The 19831-nt window shown below is 41.5% G+C and carries 15 protein-coding genes and 1 tRNA gene; 12 read left to right on the forward strand and 4 right to left on the reverse strand.

Features of this window, described 5'->3' with window-relative positions; genetic code table 11:
• The first annotated feature begins 166 nt into the window (after positions 1–166).
• From ftsY to CWC18_RS14635, 8 genes are all read left to right on the forward strand, one after another.
• Positions 167–1909: a signal recognition particle-docking protein FtsY gene (gene ftsY, locus CWC18_RS14595; RefSeq protein ID WP_138675548.1), complete on the forward strand. Its 1743-nt coding sequence runs from the start codon at positions 167–169 to the stop codon at positions 1907–1909.
• Between the two features lie 74 nt (positions 1910–1983).
• Positions 1984–2661 carry a cell division ATP-binding protein FtsE gene (gene ftsE / locus CWC18_RS14600; protein ID WP_138593725.1) on the forward strand — a complete coding sequence of 226 codons (678 nt, stop codon included), beginning with the start codon at positions 1984–1986 and terminating at the stop codon, positions 2659–2661.
• Entirely contained in the window at positions 2658–3644 is a 987-nt protein-coding gene (gene ftsX / locus CWC18_RS14605; protein ID WP_138675549.1) for a permease-like cell division protein FtsX, read from the forward strand. The genes ftsE and ftsX overlap by 4 nt, the downstream gene beginning before the upstream one ends.
• Positions 3645–3911: 267 nt before the next feature.
• The gene (gene rpoH, locus CWC18_RS14610) at positions 3912–4775 is read left to right on the forward strand and encodes an RNA polymerase sigma factor RpoH (RefSeq protein ID WP_138593723.1); all 864 of its coding nucleotides are present in this window, start codon (positions 3912–3914) and stop codon (positions 4773–4775) included.
• 179 nt (positions 4776–4954) lie between these two features.
• Positions 4955–5662 (forward strand): 1-acylglycerol-3-phosphate O-acyltransferase, encoded by a 708-nt coding sequence (locus CWC18_RS14615; RefSeq protein WP_432760779.1) that lies wholly within the window; start codon positions 4955–4957, stop codon positions 5660–5662.
• On the forward strand, positions 5640–5975 hold the full coding sequence (gene rraB, locus CWC18_RS14620) for a ribonuclease E inhibitor RraB (protein WP_119861173.1): 336 nt from the start codon (positions 5640–5642) through the stop codon (positions 5973–5975). The genes CWC18_RS14615 and rraB overlap by 23 nt, the downstream gene beginning before the upstream one ends.
• 224 nt (positions 5976–6199) lie before the next feature.
• Positions 6200–7474, forward strand: coding sequence for an HD-GYP domain-containing protein (locus CWC18_RS14625; RefSeq protein ID WP_138675550.1), 1275 nt, complete (start codon positions 6200–6202; stop codon positions 7472–7474).
• Between the two features lie 548 nt (positions 7475–8022).
• On the forward strand, positions 8023–9288 hold the full coding sequence (locus tag CWC18_RS14635; protein WP_138593718.1) for an outer membrane protein transport protein: 1266 nt from the start codon (positions 8023–8025) through the stop codon (positions 9286–9288).
• 76 nt (positions 9289–9364) lie between these two features.
• Here the strand turns inward: CWC18_RS14635 and CWC18_RS14640 are convergent, their stop codons facing one another.
• From CWC18_RS14640 to pepA, 3 genes are all read right to left on the reverse strand, one after another.
• On the reverse strand, positions 9365–12211 hold the full coding sequence (locus CWC18_RS14640; RefSeq protein WP_138593717.1) for a valine--tRNA ligase: 2847 nt from the start codon (positions 12209–12211) through the stop codon (positions 9365–9367).
• Positions 12212–12235: 24 nt separating this feature from the next.
• Entirely contained in the window at positions 12236–12682 is a 447-nt protein-coding gene (locus CWC18_RS14645; RefSeq protein ID WP_119861177.1) for a DNA polymerase III subunit chi, read from the reverse strand.
• Between the two features lie 112 nt (positions 12683–12794).
• A complete protein-coding gene (gene pepA / locus CWC18_RS14650; RefSeq protein WP_138593716.1) occupies positions 12795–14303 on the reverse strand; it encodes a leucyl aminopeptidase in 1509 nt (502 codons plus the stop codon).
• A gap of 195 nt (positions 14304–14498) precedes the next feature.
• Here pepA and lptF point away from each other — a divergent pair, with 195 nt between their 5' ends.
• Both lptF and lptG read left to right on the forward strand, forming a co-directional pair.
• Entirely contained in the window at positions 14499–15611 is a 1113-nt protein-coding gene (gene lptF, locus CWC18_RS14655) for an LPS export ABC transporter permease LptF (protein WP_138593715.1), read from the forward strand.
• Positions 15608–16675: an LPS export ABC transporter permease LptG gene (lptG, locus tag CWC18_RS14660; RefSeq protein WP_138593714.1), complete on the forward strand. Its 1068-nt coding sequence runs from the start codon at positions 15608–15610 to the stop codon at positions 16673–16675. The genes lptF and lptG overlap by 4 nt, the downstream gene beginning before the upstream one ends.
• Positions 16676–16725: 50 nt before the next feature.
• Here the strand turns inward: lptG and CWC18_RS14665 are convergent, their stop codons facing one another.
• Complete coding sequence (locus CWC18_RS14665) at positions 16726–17223, reverse strand: RDD family protein (protein WP_138593713.1); 498 nt, start codon at positions 17221–17223, stop codon at positions 16726–16728.
• Between the two features lie 300 nt (positions 17224–17523).
• On the opposite strand from CWC18_RS14665, the gene CWC18_RS14670 reads away from it, so the two are divergent.
• Together CWC18_RS14670 and CWC18_RS14675 are read left to right on the forward strand one after the other, a co-directional pair.
• Positions 17524–17608, forward strand: a tRNA-Leu gene (locus CWC18_RS14670).
• A 271-nt stretch (positions 17609–17879) separates the two neighbouring features.
• Positions 17880–19712, forward strand: a complete 1833-nt coding sequence (locus tag CWC18_RS14675) for a sensor histidine kinase (protein WP_138593712.1) — start codon at positions 17880–17882, stop codon at positions 19710–19712.
• The last annotated feature ends 119 nt before the right edge of the window (positions 19713–19831 follow it).

The following is a 19831-nucleotide window of genomic DNA, read 5'->3' on the forward strand; positions in this document are numbered from 1 at the left end:
AGCAATTTTGAAATGAAGATTAGGTTTATTGTATTTCTGTCTATGTATTATGTAGAGATAGAAAATAGTAACCTGATCATACACGGTGTTTTTGCATTGCTTTTAAAGATCAAGGCGAAAACAGAAGTTTAGTTTATCAGATTTATTGAAATGGTATTTAGCGAGTATGGGAAAAAAGAATAAATTTTTGTCTTGGTTAGGATTTGGCAAAAAAGATGCTGAGCAGCAATCACAGATACAAGAGCAAGAAGCGCAACTCGCTAAAGAGCAAGAAGCACAAGCTAAACTTGACCAAGAACAATTAGAGGCTGAAGCGCAGGCCAAGCTTGAACAAGAAAGAGTTGAAGCAGAAAAACAAGCTGCAGAACAAGCCGCAGAGCAAGAAGCAGAACGTCAACGCCTTGCAGCAGAAGCGCAAGCCAAGCTTGAACAAGAAAGACTTGCTGCAGAACAAGCCGCAGAGCAAGAAGCCGAACGTCAACGCCTTGAAGCAGAAGCGCAAGCCAAGCTTGAACAAGAAAGAGCTGAAGCAGAAAAACAAGCTGCAGAACAAGCAGCAGAGCAAGAAGCCGAACGTCAACGCCTTGAAGCAGAAGCCAAGCTTGAACAAGAAAGAGTTGAAGCAGAAAAACAAGCTGCAGAACAAGCCGCTGAGCAGGAAGCCGAACGTCAACGCCTTGAAGCAGAAGCGCAAGCCAAGCTTGAACAAGAAAGACTTGCTGCAGAAAAACAAGCCGCTGAGCAGGAAGCAGAACGTCAGCGCCTTGCAGCAGAAGCGCAAGCCAAGCTTGAACAAGAAAGACTTGAAGCAGAAAAACAAGCTGCAGAACAAGCCGCAGAGCAAGAAGCAGACCGTCAGCGCCTTGAAGCAGAAGCGCAATCCAAGCTTGAACAAGAAAGAGTTGAAGCAGAAAAACAAGCCGCTGAGCAAGAAGCAAAAGCGAATCTAGATGCCGAGCAAGCAGCTAACAAGGAAAAGCCAAAAAAGGAAGGCTTCTTTGCACGCCTTAAAAAAGGCTTATTAAAAACTAAGGTTAACCTTGGGTCAGGCATTGCGTCGATTTTCAAAGGCAAGAAAATTGATGATGATTTATTTGAAGAGCTAGAAACACAGTTACTGACAGCTGATTTAGGTGTTGATACGACGATGAAGTTGATCGATAGCTTAACGGATACGGCTGATCGCAAGCAACTAAAAGATGGTGATGCACTTTACGAATTAATGAAGCAGGAAATGGCTGAAATGCTTAAAGAAGCAGAAAAGCCATTAGAGATCCCTGAAAATAAAAAACCATTTGTTATTCTCATGGTGGGCGTAAATGGGGTGGGTAAAACCACAACCATAGGTAAATTAGCGAAGCAGTTTCAACAAGAAGGTAAATCTGTCATGTTGGCGGCGGGTGATACATTCCGGGCTGCGGCGGTTGAGCAGTTACAAGTGTGGGGAGAACGTAATGATATTCCTGTTATTGCACAACACACTGGTGCTGATAGTGCGTCAGTAGTGTTTGATGCTTTTCAAGCAGCGCAAGCGCGCAACGTTGATGTTCTAATAGCGGATACGGCTGGACGCTTACAAAACAAAGATAACTTGATGCAAGAGCTCGAAAAAATTGCGCGAGTCATGAAGAAGCTTGACCCTAATGCTCCACATGAAGTGATGCTGACGATTGATGCAGGTACAGGGCAAAATGCGATTAGCCAAGTAAACCTATTCAATCAAGCGGTTGGCTTAACTGGAATTGCTTTGACTAAATTAGATGGCACCGCCAAAGGGGGCGTTATTTTTGCGGTTGCTGATAAATTCCAAGTGCCTATTCGTTATATTGGTGTTGGTGAAGGCATTGATGATTTACGTACGTTTAAAAGTGATGACTTTATCGACGCACTATTTAGCCAAGATGATTAAAGTCACGCCTTAATAAAAGGGAGCGCCGGCTCCCTAAATTTTGCTCTAAAAATAACATAAAAAGTGAGCTTATCATGATTAAATTTGAGCAAGTCAGCAAAACTTATCCTGGTGGTCATCGTGCGCTTGAGAAGGTGACTTTTCAATTAGCTAATAATGAATTAGCTTTTTTAACTGGGCACAGCGGTGCAGGAAAAAGTACTCTACTTAAATTGATCAGTGTGATGGAGCGTCCTTCTGCCGGTCATGTCTATATTAATGGGATCGATTTGAATGCAATCAACAATCGGCAAATTCCTTTTATTAGACGTGATATTGGTATTATTTTTCAAAACCATCGTTTGCTAGAACGTTACAATGTGTTTGATAACGTGGCATTACCTTTAGTGATAGAAGGGATGCATCATAAGCATATTGCGAAACGCGTCCATGCCGCCTTAGATAAAGTGGGCTTGTTAGATAAAGTGAAATGCCAGCCTAGTACTTTATCTGGTGGAGAGCAGCAACGGGTCGGTATTGCACGCGCCATTGTTAATTCACCGCCGCTATTATTGGCTGACGAACCGACCGGCAATTTAGATCCTGAGCTATCTATGGAGATCCTCAAATTATTTGAAGATTTTAATCGCCATGGTACGGCTGTTTTGATAGCAACACATGATTTAGGTCTGATCGCGAGAATGAAATACCGTAGTTTAACCTTAAATCACGGGCGCTTGATGCAAGACCCCTTAGCTGAGAATCGTTTATGAGTTTGTTATTTAAAAGCCGAGATAAGCAAAGTAATACTCAGACAAAACCACGGTTATTAGTCGTCTACTTTTTTATGCTTACCATCATTCGCCAAGGTATACATAGCCTGGGGGAAATGTGGCGTACACCAATTGCTTCGTTAATGACTATATTGGTATTGGGGTTAAGTTTAACATTGCCTGCCACGTTATATGTAGTGGTGAAAAATGTGCAGCAAGTGAGCAGTGGCTTTAATGATGCAGCAGAGATATCGTTATTTGTGAAAGAGCAAATGAGCGAACAACAAACACAAACGCTGGTTAAAAGGTTGGCGCTGTATCCTGAGATAGAGAGTGTGAGTTATATATCAAGTGCGCAAGCGTTAACTGAATTTAAGCGGGTATCAGGCTTTGGTCAAGCGCTTGATTATTTAGAAAGTAACCCTTTACCAAGTGTTGTATTGGTTACGCCAACCAGTAGGTATAGAAAACCACAGGCGGCTCAAAAATTGTTAGATAAGTTAGAAACGGAACGTGAGGTTGAGTTCGGTAAACTTGATATAGAGTGGCTAGAGAGATTAAATGCTTTACTGAGTCTATTGAAAGAAAGTGTCTTTACGGTGGGTCTACTGTTGTTAATCGCCGTTATACTCATTATTGGTAATACAATACGACTCTCTATTATGGACAAAAAGGAAGAGATCCAAGTATTGAAGTTAGTCGGTGCGACAAATACGTTTATTCATACACCATTTATTTGGACGGGTGTATGGTATGGCGTTATTGGCGGTTTAGTGGCCTTTATTTGTGTGGTACTCATGCTGTGGTGGTTAGAGTCAGCGGTAAGCATGGTGGCAGGTGTATACCAAAGCAGTTACATATTACAGGGTCTAAATGGTCAAGAGTTAATGATATTATTAGGGCTTGCGGTAGGGCTTGGCTTTAGTGGTTCATTTATTGCTGTCGCGAAGTATATTAAAGAAATAGAGCCAGATAGAGTCTAATAAACAGAGGCAGAGGGCTGCTACATAAACGTATTAGCAGTCTTTGAAGTCATTTTAAAGTCACAATTTTGACTTATAGTGCAAGTAAGGACAAATTTGCCCTGTAGTTTAAATCTAAAAAATTCAATAATTTCATCATGTTATTTTTTTCTTTTTTTTAGATAATAAAAAACTTGCTTTTTAATTGGAAAACCTATTATATACACATTAGCACTCTCAGGGAGAGAGTGCTAATTTGAACTAAGATACTTATCACCGAGGTGAAAAATGAGTAAAGATTTATACGCAATGGCATTAATGTCTGGACAGCAAAGCGCAAGCATGGAAGGTTACTTACAAACGGTAAGTACAATCCCTATGTTAGACGCGGAGCAAGAAAAAGTGTTAGCTACTCGCCTTCAACAAGAAGGGGACTTAGAAGCGGCTAAGCAACTTATTGTGTCTCATTTACGTTTTGTTGCACACATTGCGAAAAGCTACTCGGGATATGGTCTGCCTCAGGCTGATCTTATTCAAGAAGGTAATATTGGCCTGATGAAGGCTGTTAAACGCTTCAACCCAGAAGTGGGTGTACGTTTAGTTTCTTTCGCAGTGCATTGGATCAAAGCTGAAATACATGAATATGTATTAAAGAATTGGCGTATTGTAAAAGTTGCGACAACCAAAGCGCAGCGTAAATTGTTTTTCAATTTGCGTAAAAACAAAAAGCGTTTAGGTTGGTTTAACCAAGATGAAGTATCAACTGTGGCATCAGAGTTGGGTGTTAGCGAGAAAGAAGTACGCGAAATGGAGTCGCGCATGAGTGGTCAAGACATGGGTTTTGATTTAACTAACGATGATAATGACGACACGCCAGCTTCAAGTTTTTCTCCTGTCCAGTACCTAACTGATGCAGCGAGTGATTTAGCTGAAGAGGTTGAACAGGACCAATGGAAAGAACAGTCACAAAACCGCTTGTTTTCTGCATTGAAAACGTTAGATGAACGCTCGCAAGATATTGTTAGTGCGCGTTGGTTGGCAGATGAAAAAGCCACGCTTCAAGAGTTAGCTGAAAAATACAATGTATCGGCTGAGCGTGTTAGACAACTAGAAAAATCAGCAATGAAAAAGCTACAGGCTGCAATGAGCTAAGCTCTTCATTTTGTCACAAACTTACTGTACAAATATAAGAATGCCGCTTTATAAGCGGCATTTTGCTTTTATGTGTTTAGAAAAAATTTGAGCTTACAAGTGTTTACTATTTTGATTATAATGCGCAGCAATAAAAATGAGGAGCGTCTATTTTGTTAGTCTTATTGCGTATTGTCGCGATGGCATTATTTATTGTTGTAAGTTGTCTTTTGGGGTTGTTGATATGTCTGGTGAGGCCTTTTCACCGTAACAACGTTCACGTTATTGCTAGTTGGTTTGGCAAAATGTCACGTGTGCTTGGGGTAAAGCTAGAAATTACACGCCACCCAGATAGCGAACAAGCAGGGCCTGCTATTTACGTTGCTAATCACCAGAATAACTATGATTTATTCACACTCCCTGCGGCGGTGCCAAAGAGTACAGTAAGCATGGGTAAAGAGAGTCTTAAGTGGATCCCCTTCTTTGGTCAAATGTATTGGCTATCAGGCAATATATTAATTAATAGAACCAATCGTTCTAAAGCAATGGGTACTTTGGGCAAGTCAGCAGATAAAATTAAACAGCAAGGGTTATCGGTATGGATGTTCCCAGAGGGAACACGCAGCTATGGCCGTGGCCTATTGCCTTTTAAAACAGGTGCATTCCATACAGCAATGAATGCTGACGTACCGGTGATCCCTGTGTGCATGAATACCACACATCATTGTATTAAGCTAAACCGATGGGATAATGGTACAATATACATTGATATGTTAGCGCCGGTTTACCTTGATAAAGAAACCAGCGCTCGAGACCATGCTGGTGCAGTTCAGATGTTGATGCGTGATAGAATTGTAGAGCTTGATGCGAAAATGAGAGAAAAAAATGGAAAACTGGCGCGAAATTAGTGAAGAGATTGTTGAATCATTACTTGAAGATGGTTCATCAACAGACACATTGTATGAAGTTGAGCATCACTTTGTTTGTGAAGATTTCGATAAATTAGAAGGTGCGGCATTGGCTGCATTTAAACTCGGTTATGACGTAGAAGAGCCTGCTGAGCTGGAGCTTGAAGACGGTGGCAAGATATGGGGCTTTGACGTTGTGGTTGAAGTTGAGTTGGATGCTGACGTTATTATGGAAGATGTTGATAAGTTAGCAGCGTTAGCCGTTGAACATAATATTGAATACGATGGCTGGGGCACTTACTTTCAAGAGTAAGTATCCTCTCAATTGAGTATTGCTGAAAAAAGGAAGCGGCTGCTTCCTTTTGTGGTTTGCTAATTCATTCCTAATTAATAACCTTAGTTAAGCACCTTGGAATGAGGTGTATTCTTTCTTTCTTTACTACGAAAAAGATATTAAATATTGTTCGTATTATAGACTTTTTATAGCAAAAAGTGCTATTAATCACTTTTCTTATTTAATAGTGTATTAAATCTAATATGCGGGTAACGCTTCCTATATCAGAACTTCTGCCAGGCATGTTTGTTGACAGTGTTAGCAAGCAGCGCAGCGATGCCGGTATTAAAATCAAATCACGTGGCATGGTTAGAGATCAAGCCATTATTGCCAAACTTCTTTCTGAAGGGGTATTAGAGCTTAATATTGACTTTGCACAAAGTGATATTGAGATCCCTGGAAAGTACCAGTTAAAGGAAGTTGAACGCTCAGCCCCTGAACCTACACCCATTGCCAGCTCTGCAGAAAAGCCGCCAACTGAGAAGGAGATCTCGGAACCCGTTGTTAAGAAAGTCAGTAAGTTGATTTCGCCACAATCACTTGAGAAAGAATTTGAACGAGCCAGCCAGCATTTCGAAATGCACAATCGTAAAATTCAGTCTTTATATGGTGATATAACAGCGGGTGGAAAAGTCGATATTAGCTTGATCAGCGATGTTAGCAAAGAGATCGTGCAGTCGGTGCTACGTAATAGTAGTGCAATGGCGATACTGACTCGGTTGAAAGACAAGGATGGTTACAATTGGCGGCATATGATCAACTGTACCATTTTGATCAGTGTTTTTGCTAAGTATTTAGGGTTGAAAAACTCAGTAATACAGCAATTAGCGATGGGTGCTATGTTGCATGACATAGGGCATGCACGACTGCCACAAGGGATAATCAATAAAGAAGGTAAGTTGACAGCTTTGGAATATAAAGCGGTTAAAAAGCATGTTGTACAATCTTTGGGATTAGTAAAAGGTGAAAAAGGGATCACCCCGATTATGATGGATGTCATTATTAATCATCATGAGCGGGTTGACGGCAGTGGGTATCCTAGAAGGTTGAGTGGGAGTAAGGTCAGTAAAGCCGCACGTATTATGGCTATTGTTGATGTATATGATGCGATCACATCTGATAGGCCTTACCAAATGAGTGAAGAGCCAGTTCATGCGCTTCGATACTTATTAGCGAACAAAGAGCAGTTTGATGCTGAGCTCGTACAGCGGTTTATCAAATGTATGGGTGTACATCCTGTTGGAACCATTGTAAAGCTTACGAACGAGCGTTTGGCATTAGTTTTAGAGGGTAATAAGCAGGCGCCGACGGCACCTAAGGTACGGGTTTTTTATAACACGAAGCATATGCATCATATTACCGCAAAAGAGCTTGATTTAAGTGATGAGGAGCAAGAGGTAAAAATTGTCGCCAGTGTGAGGCCATTAGATTACCAAATTAATTTATCCCGCCTGTTAAGAGATCATCTGTTGGTTTAGTTTTGTCGCATTGTTTGAGCTTTTGTTTTCGCGCTGACAATATAGCCCCAGATAAACAACTACTCATTAATACTAACCACAGGTACGTTCCATTTTGTGCATGTAGCGCAATACAGCAGCACGCCAGTGCAAATAATGAAAACACTATAGAAGCGAGCCAATAATGGTTTATTGGGTTGTCGCATTCCCCCGCGTGATTGCATGCACAGTAATTTGCCTTACAAAAACTAAATACACTGGCGCCGGAAAACAGCAGCGCTGCGACTACGAGTATTGCCATCGTTATCATTATTTAGTTCCCCACACTGAATCAAGCCTGTGTAAGTGTATACAAAGTTAAGTTGGTTCGTCAATACAAATAAGAATTAATATCAATTGGGTTGATTGTTAAGTCATCCGATCTGTTCCTATAATCATTATCTTGGTGTTAAATTGTGCGATTGGATAGTTAAGATTCGTTAAGTTGCAGATCTTTGTTGTAAATTTAGGTAGTGTGTAGGCGATTAAGAAGATGACGGTTCAAGCCGGATTTACACATAGGATTGAGAATGACAGGATTTAAGAAAACTATATTGGCATCGAGTATGATGCTGTTATCTGGACAAACATTTGCAGCGGCATTTCAATTAGCTGAGCAAAGTGTATCAGGGTTAGGGCGTGCATATGCCGGTGAAGCTTCGGTGGCGGATGATGCGTCGGTTGTGGCACGAAACCCAGCATTAATGAGCCAGTTTAAAGGGTCACAAGTGAGTGTGGCTGCAATGTATGTTAAACCTGATGTTAGCTTGTTAGGTACTTCGACCAATAATGGCTTGAGCCCATCTGTGCTTGATAGTGACAGTATTGCGCCAAGTGCGATCGTACCCGCTGCATTTTATACGACAGGTCTAGGAAATGACTGGTATGTTGGTGTTGGTTCATATTCACAGTTTGGGCTTGCAACCGAATTTGCAGCCGATTACGCACCTGGTCAGCTTGCTGGCGAAACTGAGATTGTCACGATTAACACAAAATTAAGTGTTGCTTATCAGGTTAATGATGCTCTGACAGTTGCATTGGGCTTAAACCATGTCTACGCAGATGCAAAAATTTTGCGTACTTTTGGCGCATCACCAACGGCGATACCTGCTGCAACAGAGGCCGTTAATTTAGAAGGGGATGATCATGCTTATGGATGGGATGTGGGTGCTAGTTATCAGTTAGACAAGTATACTCGTTTTGGTGTGCATTATAGAAGTGAAACTGATGTGCGCTTTGAAGGCGAGTTTAGTAACCAGTTGCCAGCTGGTGCACCTTTTTATGGTACGCAAGGTCAAGCGCTATCAGGCTTTGTTGAGCTGACCTTACCTGCGATTGCTGAAGTATCTGGCTCTCATCAAATTAATAAGCAAGCGGCTTTGCATTACAGCGTTGTATGGACAGGCTGGAGTAGTTTTAAAACTTTAGCGGCGCACGTTGAAGAACGTGGCACCGTGTTCAGTAAAGATGAAAACTTCTCTAACTCGCTGCGTTACGCTGTTGGGGGGGATTATCAATATAACGAACATTTAAAGTTACGTGCTGGTATTGCTTATGATGAATCTCCAGCTGATCAGCATCATATGTCAATTTCTATTCCTGATACAGATAGAACCTGGTTTTCATTTGGTGGTGAATATCAATTAACAGCCAAGAGCAGTGTTGATATTGGGGTGAGTATATTACGCGGAAAAACGCAGAACTTTGTAGAATCAGACAACCTAGGTCAACAGTGGGGTTTTGAATCGAATGGGCACGCGACGGTCTTAGGTGCTCAGTACAACATGCACTTTTAATTAGCGTTTTGTTAAAAAGAAAAGGGCAGTATTCACCGCCCTTTTTTATTAAATTTAAGAATACAAAACGGTGGTTTTATAAACTTTCAATTTTTGTTTTTTGCTCTAACAACTTGCTTTTAGCATCTGAAAATTCAGCGAGCTTTTCTTTCTCTTTCGCTAATACAGCTTCAGGTGCATTATTTACAAACTTTTCATTTGCAAGTTTCTTTTCCACTTGCGCTAGGCCTTTTTCGGCTTTTTCAAGTTGTTTTGCAATACGTGCCAGTTCAGCTTCAACATCGATAAGGCCAGCCATTGGGATTAATATCTCGAGGTTACCAACAAATGCAGTTGCACACGCAGGGGCATCATCTGCATTTTCAAGTATGGTAAACTCTTCAAGCTTAGCAAGCGCACTTAAGAATGCTTTGTTTTGTTCTAAGCGACGCAAATCTTCAGCATCTACTTTGGCCAGTAGAACACTTAATGGTTTGTTTGGACTAATGTCCATTTCACCTCGAATGTTCCGAATGGCCAGGATGAACTGTTTCACCCATTCTAAGTCAGACATCGCTTGCGCATCTACTTGGCTTGCATCAAATTTAGGGAAGCTTTGTAGCATGATGGTATTTGCTTCAATACCGGCCAGTGGTGCAACACGTTTCCAGATAGTTTCTGTAATGTATGGCATGAGTGGGTGCATTAAGCGCAGTAAACCTTCCAAGACGGTGATCAGTGCATGGCGTGTACCACGTTGCTGAGCTTCATTACCTTTAAACAGAACCGGCTTTGTAAGCTCTAAATACCAATCGCAGAATTGGTTCCATGTAAACTCATAAATGGTATTGGCAGCAAGGTCAAAACGGTAATTATCAAGGTGCTCAGTAAACGTTTGTACGGTATTTTGGAATTGACCCAAAATCCAGCGGTCGGCTAATGAGTATTCTTTTTCACCACCACTAAAACCACAGTCTTGCTCTTCGGTATTCATTAACACATAGCGGCTGGCATTCCACAACTTATTACAGAAATTACGATACCCTTCTAAACGGTTCATATCCCAATTGATATCACGGCCAGTCGATGCCATTGCTGCAAGGGTAAAGCGGAGCGCGTCAGTACCGTGTGGCTCGATGCCATCAGCAAAGGTCTTACGGGTTGTTTTCTCAACTTTCGCAGCGACTTTTTCTTGCATTAAGTTACTGGTACGTTTGGTCACTAGGCTTTCTAAGTCAATACCATCGATCATATCGAGTGGGTCAAGTACATTCCCCTTCGATTTTGACATTTTATCGCCATTTTCGTCGCGAATAAGGCCAGTGACATAAACCGTTTTAAATGGTACCTGTGGTTTTCCATCGTCATCTTTAACAAAGTGCATGGTCATCATGATCATGCGGGCAACCCAGAAGAAAATAATATCAAAGCCAGTGACGAGTGTATCTGATGGGTGGAATACTTTTAAATCGTCAGTATTTTGTGGCCAACCTTGGGTTGAGAAAGTCCATAAAGCAGATGAGAACCACGTATCAAGTACGTCTTCATCTTGAGTTAGTATTACGTCGTCAGCAATATTATTGTCACGGCGAACTTCTGCTTCATCACGACCAACAAATACATTACCTTTTGTATCGTACCAAGCTGGGATACGATGGCCCCACCAAAGTTGTCGTGAAATACACCAATCTTGTACGTCGTTCATCCAAGAGAAATACATATTCTCGTACTGTTTAGGTACAAATTGAATGTCACCATTTTTTACAGCATCTTTTGCAGGTTCAGCAAGGGGTGCTACACGTACATACCATTGATCTGTAAGCAGTGGTTCAATTACAACCCCTGAACGGTCGCCGTAAGGAACGGTTAGACTGTGATCGTCAATTTTTTCTAGTAAGCCAGCTTCTTCAAATTCAGTGATGATCTGCTTACGTGCATCAAAGCGATCAAGCCCATGGAAACGTTCAGGGATTGGCGCATCTAGCTCAAGTTCTTTGCCATCAAATGTATAGCCTTCACCCGCTGTTAATACGGCGGCGTCTTTATTAAACACGTTGATCATAGGTAGTTGATGGCGCTTACCCACTTCATTATCATTGAAGTCATGAGCTGGTGTGATTTTCACACACCCAGTGCCTTTTTCCATATCAGCATGTTCATCAGCCACAATGGTAATACGGCGATTCACAATCGGCAGCAAAATGTCTTTGCCGACTAAATTTTGGTAACGTTCGTCATCAGGGTTAACCGCAACACCAGTATCGCCAAGCATGGTTTCAGGACGCGTGGTAGCGACAACAATGTAGTCTTTACCATCGTGGGTTTTAACACCATCAGCCAGCGGGTAACGTAAGTTCCACATATGGCCTTGCTTATCTTTGTTCTCAACTTCTAAATCAGAAATGGCAGTATGTAGTTTTGGATCCCAGTTTACTAGGCGCTTACCACGGTAGATCAAATCTTCTTTATGCAAGCGAACAAAGACTTCTTTTACCGCTTCAGACAAGCCATCGTCCATGGTAAAACGTTCACGTTCCCAATCAACTGATGCGCCAAGGCGACGAAGTTGTTTGGTGATGGTGCCACCTGATTGTTTTTTCCATTCCCATATTTTGTTAATGAACTCATCGCGGCCTAAATCATGGCGCGTTTTACCTTCTTCGGCTGCGAGTTTACGTTCAACAACCATTTGTGTTGCGATACCTGCATGGTCTGTACCGACTTGCCATAAAGTATTGTTGCCTTGCATACGCTTGTAACGCGTTAGGGTATCCATGATAGTGTCTTGGAATGCATGGCCCATATGTAGGCTACCCGTGACATTTGGTGGTGGGATCATAATTGAATATGCGTCACCTTTGCCTGATGGCTTAAAGTAGCCATTTTCTTCCCAGTCTTGGTATAAAGACTGTTCTATATCTTGTGGATTATAGGTTTTATCCATTTCACAGAACCTTAATAAAATACTTTAATTTTCAATTTCTTTGGTAGAAATATTGGCACCAAACTGACGCAAACGTTTAAATCGTTCGCGAGCGGCTTGCTTGGCATTTTGTTCAGCGGGTACAAAATCGTACACCATACTGAAGCGTCGAATAAAATCAGGTAGATGAGTCGCTAAATTGATCAGTACCGTCCGTTTTCCTACTGGCGGTGTTTGACCAATTTCGACCGGAGCGCCGCCCTTTGGACCTTCACCTTGTAAATTGTGCGGTACAAAACTATCGGGCTCAAAACACCATAAATGTTCATCAATAACATGTGCATCATCAATCGAGTCTACATAAATAAATATGCGCTGCCCGGCACGATACTGTTTGGCTGCCGTTCGAGCGGCTAGATCAAAATGAGCCGGGCATGTTGCTCCCAGCTCATTGTCATGCTTTAACACATAAAACTGTGCATTGATGGTCATGGCGTTGGCTTAATCTTAGGCAATAAGTGATGTTTTATATCATCCTTTACTGCGTTCAAAATAAAGCCGCATTTTGACACAGAAAGCCCGCGCCATCAATCTAGCACCATGCTTAATCCTGTTGTGCGTCGCTCACTTCAATACGGTTTAATAAATATTGAGTTAACATCGGGACAGGGCGACCTGTGGCGCCTTTGTTCTTGCCACTTTTCCATGCTGTTCCAGCAATATCTAAATGTGCCCAATTGTACTTCTTAGTAAACTTAGACAAGAAACAAGCTGCTGTAATGGTGCCAGCGGCACGACCGCCCAAATTGGTGAAATCAGCAAATGGGCTGTCTAGCTGGTCTTGGTAATCATCCCATAGAGGTAATTGCCATGCTCTGTCGCCACTTTGTTCACCGGCTTTGAGTAAGTCGTGGGCGAGTGGGTTATGACTCGATAATAAACCGGTAGCATGCGCACCGAGGGCAACAATACAGGCACCGGTCAAGGTGGCAACATCGATGACGATTTCAGGCTCAAACTTTTCAACGTAAGTCAGTGCATCACACAGTACCAAACGTCCTTCGGCATCGGTATTGAGTACTTCGACTGTTTGACCCGACATGGTGGTTAGTATGTCACCCGGACGGTAGGCATTTGAGCTTGGCATGTTTTCACACCCTGCAAGAATACCAATGACGTTTATTGGTAACTGCATTTCGACCAATGAGCGCATCAAACCAATAACGCCTGCGGCACCCCCCATATCGTACTTCATTTCATCCATGCCTTCGCCAGGCTTAAGTGAAATACCACCTGAGTCAAAGGTGAGGCCTTTACCGACAAAGATAATGGGCGCTTGATCTTCACTGCCGCCTTTATAGTGTATGACCGACATAACCGATTCATTTACACTGCCGCGGCCTACCGCTAAGTATGAATGCATACCTAGCTCTTCCATTTCTTTCTCGCCGATGAGATCCACAGAGACATTATTAAACGCTTCAAGCGTTTTGGCTTGCTCGCCTAGATAGCGAGGATTACAAATATTAGGTGGCATATTGGCGACGTCTTTACATAGCTTAGCGCCTGAAGCAATGGCTAAACCATGTTCAATCGCTGTTTCGCCAATAGTCAGTTCACGTCTTGTGGGTACATTAAAAACGATTTTACGTAATGGACGACGAAGATCTGTTTTTTTGCTTTTTAATTGATTGAATGTGTATAAACAATCTTGTGTTGTTTCTACAGCTTGGCGTACTTTCCAGTATGTATCGCGCCCTTTTACGTGTTGCTCAGTTAAGAAGCAGACCGCTTCCATTGAGCCTGTATCGTTAAGTGTATTGATGGTTTTAGAGATGATCTGTTTGTATTGCTTGTCATCAAGCTCACGCTCTTTACCGCAACCAACTAAGAGTACACGTTCACTTAGTACATTGGGTACATGGTGCAATAATAAAACTTGTCCAGGCTTCCCTTCTAAGTCGCCACGACGTAGTAAATTTGAGATGTAGCCATCACTGATTTTATCCAGCTGCTCACCGATTGGAGATAAGCGGCGCGGTTCATATACGCCAACTACGATGCACGCACTGCGTTGCTTTTCGGGGCTACCACTTTTAACGCTGAATTCCATTACGACTCCTGAGTCTATGTTATGTCTTTTTGAACTTTATATGTCTTCTGCAATCAATACCATAAATGCAGAATTATCTCTTGTGTGTCGGTATAATAATTAGGTTTGATGACATATAATAAAGTGACTAAAATAACCAGTTTACTCAAAATTTCCTACTATTCCAGTGAAACAAGACGTTTATAGGGGCAAGCATTGCTAATCTTTCGTTATTTAACTGCTGAGGTACTGAAATCGCAAGTTGCGGTGTTCCTGACATTAATGACCATTTTCGTATCTCAAAAGTTTGTGAGAATTTTAAGCGATGCGTCAGAAGGGGGCTTACCGTCACAAATGGTCGCGGCTTTTTTACTGTTAAAATTGCCTCAATTAGCGGTCTATATTTTGCCTTTGAGTTTATTCTTGGGGATCATCTTAGCTTACAGCCGTGTTTACGCAGACAGTGAAATGACGGTGCTACGTGCTTGTGGTGTGAGTGAGTGGTATGTTGTTCGGGTTACATTGATCTCTAGTGTATTATTTGCACTCATTGCAGGTTCGGTTAGCTTGTATGTGGCGCCTTGGGCCAGTGAAAAAGAGTATCAGCTTAAAGAGCAAGCGGACGCTGAATCTGGTTTATCTGCATTACGTGCTGGACGTTTTCAGCAAACGGGCAATGAGAAGGCCGTAGTCTTTGTGCATAATATTATTGATCAAGGGCGTGAACTCAACAAAGTATTTGTGGCACAAATGCCTGATAAAGGGTCAAATCAAGGTGCACGAATCGTCTACGCACAAAAAGGGCAAGTGATTGAACTTGAATCCGGTGAGCAACAACTGTTACTCGACCAAGGAAAGCGCTATGAAACCGATGGACTCAGTCAAGCGCTCAACAAAACGGAGTTTGCGAGTTACCAAGTACAAATTCGTGAGCAAGAAATTGAGCATCAGCGACGCAAGCTAGAAGCAATTCCTTCTTTGACCTTACTCGATATGGATACGCCTGAAGCGCTCGCGCAGTTTCAATTACGTTTATCAGTGCCTATTTCTATTATTTTACTGACATTAATGGCTGTGCCATTGAGTGTGGTTAATCCAAGGCAGGGAAAGTTTGCTAAGTTAGTACCTGCTATCTGCTTATATCTAGGGTATTTCATTTTACTGAATGCGGGTAAGTTTTTAGTGGCTGAAGGTAAAATTCCTGCGGCTGTAGGTTTATGGTGGATCCATTTAAGTGTGCTATTTATTGGGACTTATTTAATTGTGAAAGGGCGGCCGATGGGGGTGTGGATCCGATCGTTGTTTGCTAACAAGGAGCAACCAACATGATGAAAACACTCGATTGGTATTTAGGTCGCAGTATTTTACAAACAACCGGTTTTGCACTGCTGGTATTTGTTGGGATCAATACTTTAATCAAATATATTGAACAGCTTAAGTCGGTTGGTCGAGGGAGTTATGACATGACGACTGCATTACTATACACACTGTATAGTATGCCTTCAGATATTGTGGTGTTTTTCCCTATGGCTGCGCTTATTGGTGGTTTAACAGGGCTTGGCGCCTTGGCTTCAAGCAGTGAGTTAGTGGTGATGCAAGCGGCAGGGATGTCTCGGTTACAAATTATCGGCTCAGTAATGAAAACTGCCACAGTACTTGCAGTGTGTATGATGGCATTGGGCGAATGGGGCGTACCAGAATCTGAGAAGCAAGCTAAGCAGCTCAGAAATAACGCCATTTATGGTGGAGAAGTCTTCAATGCACAAAAAGGCGTATGGGCTAAAGATGGCAATAACTTTATCAACATTGATAATATAGAGGCGTCAGGTGATTTAAAAGATGTCAGTATTTATCATTTCAACACCTCTTTAGAGCTAGAAAAAATTACGCGAGTAGCCAAAGCGCAAAGTGTTCCGCAAGGGTGGCAGTTTAGTGGTATTGAAGAGGTGAATATGGGCGAGTCGCATATTGTTACTGAATACAAAGAGTCGATGCTTTATACATCACAATTAACCTCTGAAAAATTAGATGTGGTGTCTGTAGAGCCTGAGTCACTCTCATTCAGTGGACTTTGGTCCTATTTATCGTATTTAGAGCAGAATGAACAAGACACAAGTACCTATGATTTAGCTCTGTGGCGTAAAGTGATGCAGCCATTTACAATTGCCGTGATGCTGCTGGTCGCGCTCTCATTTATTTTTGGGCCACTGCGCTCGGTCAGTATGGGGGCGAGGATCATCATGGGCGTTGTAACAGGATTAGTATTTCATTTAAGCAATGAAATATTTGGCCCTATTGTGATGGTTTACACTGTCCCAGCAGTGTTCGGTGCGGCTATGCCGAGTGTGCTCTTTATTGGTATTGCGAGTTATTTGCTGCAGCGCAAGCAATAGTCAATGAAATTAAAAGGCGCGCAGCGCCTTTTAATACAAGCACGCTGGTTTTAATCTAAGCTGTTATATACTTTTTTATTTTCTTCTTTAGTTAAAAAGACCACTTCGGTTCCGCAAATCATATCTTGTAACGCGCGCTTTTGTTTAAAATCAATTAAGACCAATAAATTACCTAGCCCTAGCACTGCGGTTAAGCTGCGTAGTATTGCTTTTGGCCAGCTGAGTAAAGCGCCATCTGGTGTTTGTACTTTGAGACGCCATGCTCGCATACCGATTGTTTGGCCACTTTTGGTCCAAAAGTAACTGAAAAAAAGCACACTGACTAACACCAATAAAATGGCTCGCAATCCATATAATAGTGATGAACCTTGGATAAGCGCTGACACATCTTCATACTTACCAAGAGATAGCACATCAAAAGAGATGAGGCTCTGAATAAAAAATAAATACATAATAGTGGTTAACATCGCAAATGCGATAACCACGAGGCCATCATACATTAATGAGGCTAAACGACGTAAAAGACCTGCTTTTGGTAAATCTGACATAACAATACTCGCAGTGTGGCAGAGGAAACAAAGTTGGGTCATTCTACACAAAGGTTTTAGCAATGGCGAAACCTATTAGCTTTACTACAAATAAGAGCATTTAATCGTGTATTTGTTATTTAACACATCATTATTGCACAAATGTTAAGCAGTTGATGTAAATAAGCAAAAAAACAGCTTGCCGGGCGGGGTTATATTTGTATAATGCATGGCATAGAGACGAGGGCATACAAACAAAGCCTTAGCTCAAAGTGGTTTTTCTTTATTTTCTCTTGCTTTAGAAGATGAAAGAAAAATTATGCCAGTGTGATGGAATTGGTAGACATGACGGATTCAAAATCCGTTGCCTTCGGGCGTGGCGGTTCAAGTCCGCCCACTGGTACCACTTTTTATAGCCTGCTGATTTATCAGCGGGCTTTTTCTTGTCTGAATTTTGAGTATGGTCCCGTGCGTGAGCTTTATCTGCTTTTCTACACCTTATTCCCTTACTCGTCGCTGTACCTCGCCATCTATTTCATTTAGTTGCCATAACATATTTTGCATAGCTTGGTATAAGGCAACATGACGTTATTCCCTCCACAAAGACAGTTGTTATAACTGGTACTCACACTTATCTGAACTAAACTCAAACAAATAGTGATCAGAGGATGAGTCGTGTGCAATTAAGACATTCAGTATTACTGTTTAAGAGTGCAACATTGATAAGCGCTGTTGTGGTGTGTGCGATGAGTTGGTTTTTATACTGTGAAATTACCAATGGCATAAAACTAGAACGCAAATTTAGCGAATTAGAAAGCGCCATTAGTCGGATCATTTCACAAAAAGAACGGTATATCGTTGAGCGTGAAAAACACATTGCTCAGGGGGTTGAGCCACTTTACCTTAATTTTGAAGATAATTTTAATCAGCTCCTGATATTGATCATTGATGAGCCTGAACAAGTTGAACAATTGGTCAAATTAGATGAAAAGGTAAAGGCGTTCAAACAGGTTTTTACCCAGTTTGAGCAGTCTCAAACTAAGCTTGGCTATAGCGAGAATGATGGAGTATATGGCGAATTTCGTTATCATGCTCATCAACTTCAATCAGTGGCCAGTAAAACGTCGTTAACTGATTTAGAGATTCTGGTACTGGAACTAAGACGTGCCGAAAAAGACTATTTATTAAGGTTCAAACCACACTATTTAACATTGCATCAGCAATACTTTGAAAAGGCCACGTATTTAGTTAAAACAGCCTCGTCAGAACGTGCAGCGATTAACTTACAGTATTTAGCCAAATATCAGCATGGCTTCTTGGAATACGTTGCTTTGATGCAGCAACAAGGGCTTACGCACAAACAAGGGCTCAGGGCGGCGCTAAACCAGAATATTGAAGAAATAAAAACACAACGAAAAGTTCTCAGTGAAGGGTTGTTGAATGCAAGGCATAACAATAAATTATCGCTGATCCTGTATGACCTCTCGGCGATCGTGCTTATTAGCGTGTTTTGTTTGATATTATTAAATTATCTTAATAATCGAGTTTCTAAACATATATTAAAAATAAAACAGGTATTGCAACAAGTGACAGAGGCTGGAGACTTTTCTATCAGAATCAACTTACAGAGTGAGGATGAAATAGCTCAAATTGGGCATCATTTGGATGGTTTTTTTCAGTATATTGAAACTTTGCTGGCACGGTTAAGTGCAGCACAAGCTCGGCTTATTGAAGAAGCAAAAGTAGCCAGCTTAGGCAATATGGTTAGTGGTTTTGCTCATGAATTGAATACCCCGTTGGGGATTGCGATAACGAGTCAGTCTCATTTAAAAGAACAAATGAAAGTGATTAAAGGGGATCTAGAGTCTGGGGTATTACAAAAAAAAGCGTTAACCAAGCTTATTAGCGAAGCTGAATCTGCATTATTTTTATTAGAAAATAACTTACTACGAACGGCTTCATTAATTGATGATTTTAAAAAGGTTGCAGTGCATCAACAATATGATGACATGAATGAGTTCAATTTAAGAACATTGGTTATGGGCGTCTTTGACTGTTATCAGTCAGAGCTTGTATCAGAGCACTATAGTGTTGAGTGTGAGATCCCTGAAAACTTGGTTCTAACGAGTTATCCTGCCGCGTTTAGTCAGATTTTGAGTTACTGTATAAATAATTGTATTAAACATGGAAAAGTCGACAACAAGTCACTTAATATCGTGGTATCAGCGATGGTGGTCAATGATTTTGTCCACTTTTATTTTAAAGATGATGGTAATGGCATAGATAAGGAGCTAATACCTGTTATTTTTGAACCCTTTATTACCACAAAACGTCATGATGGCGGTACGGGATTAGGTTTAAGCATCGTATACAACCTGGTAACGCAAAAGCTCAAAGGAGAAGTAAAAATGCAAAGCCCTGCACATGGAGGCGCTTGTTTACATATTATTCTCGAAAATACACCCTACACATATGATGTCATTGAGGCACTTGAACCATCTAACGGTTAATTACGTTATAAATACATTGGATTATTATGCTTTGTGCGTGTAATGAATCATAAATCGACGTCGTCGGTAAAATATCGTCAATAAAAAAGGCTACTGTATGGTTAATGCCAGTCAGTTAA

The sequence above is a fragment of the Pseudoalteromonas aurantia genome (assembly GCF_005886875.1).
GTDB lineage: Bacteria > Pseudomonadota > Gammaproteobacteria > Enterobacterales > Alteromonadaceae > Pseudoalteromonas > Pseudoalteromonas aurantia_A.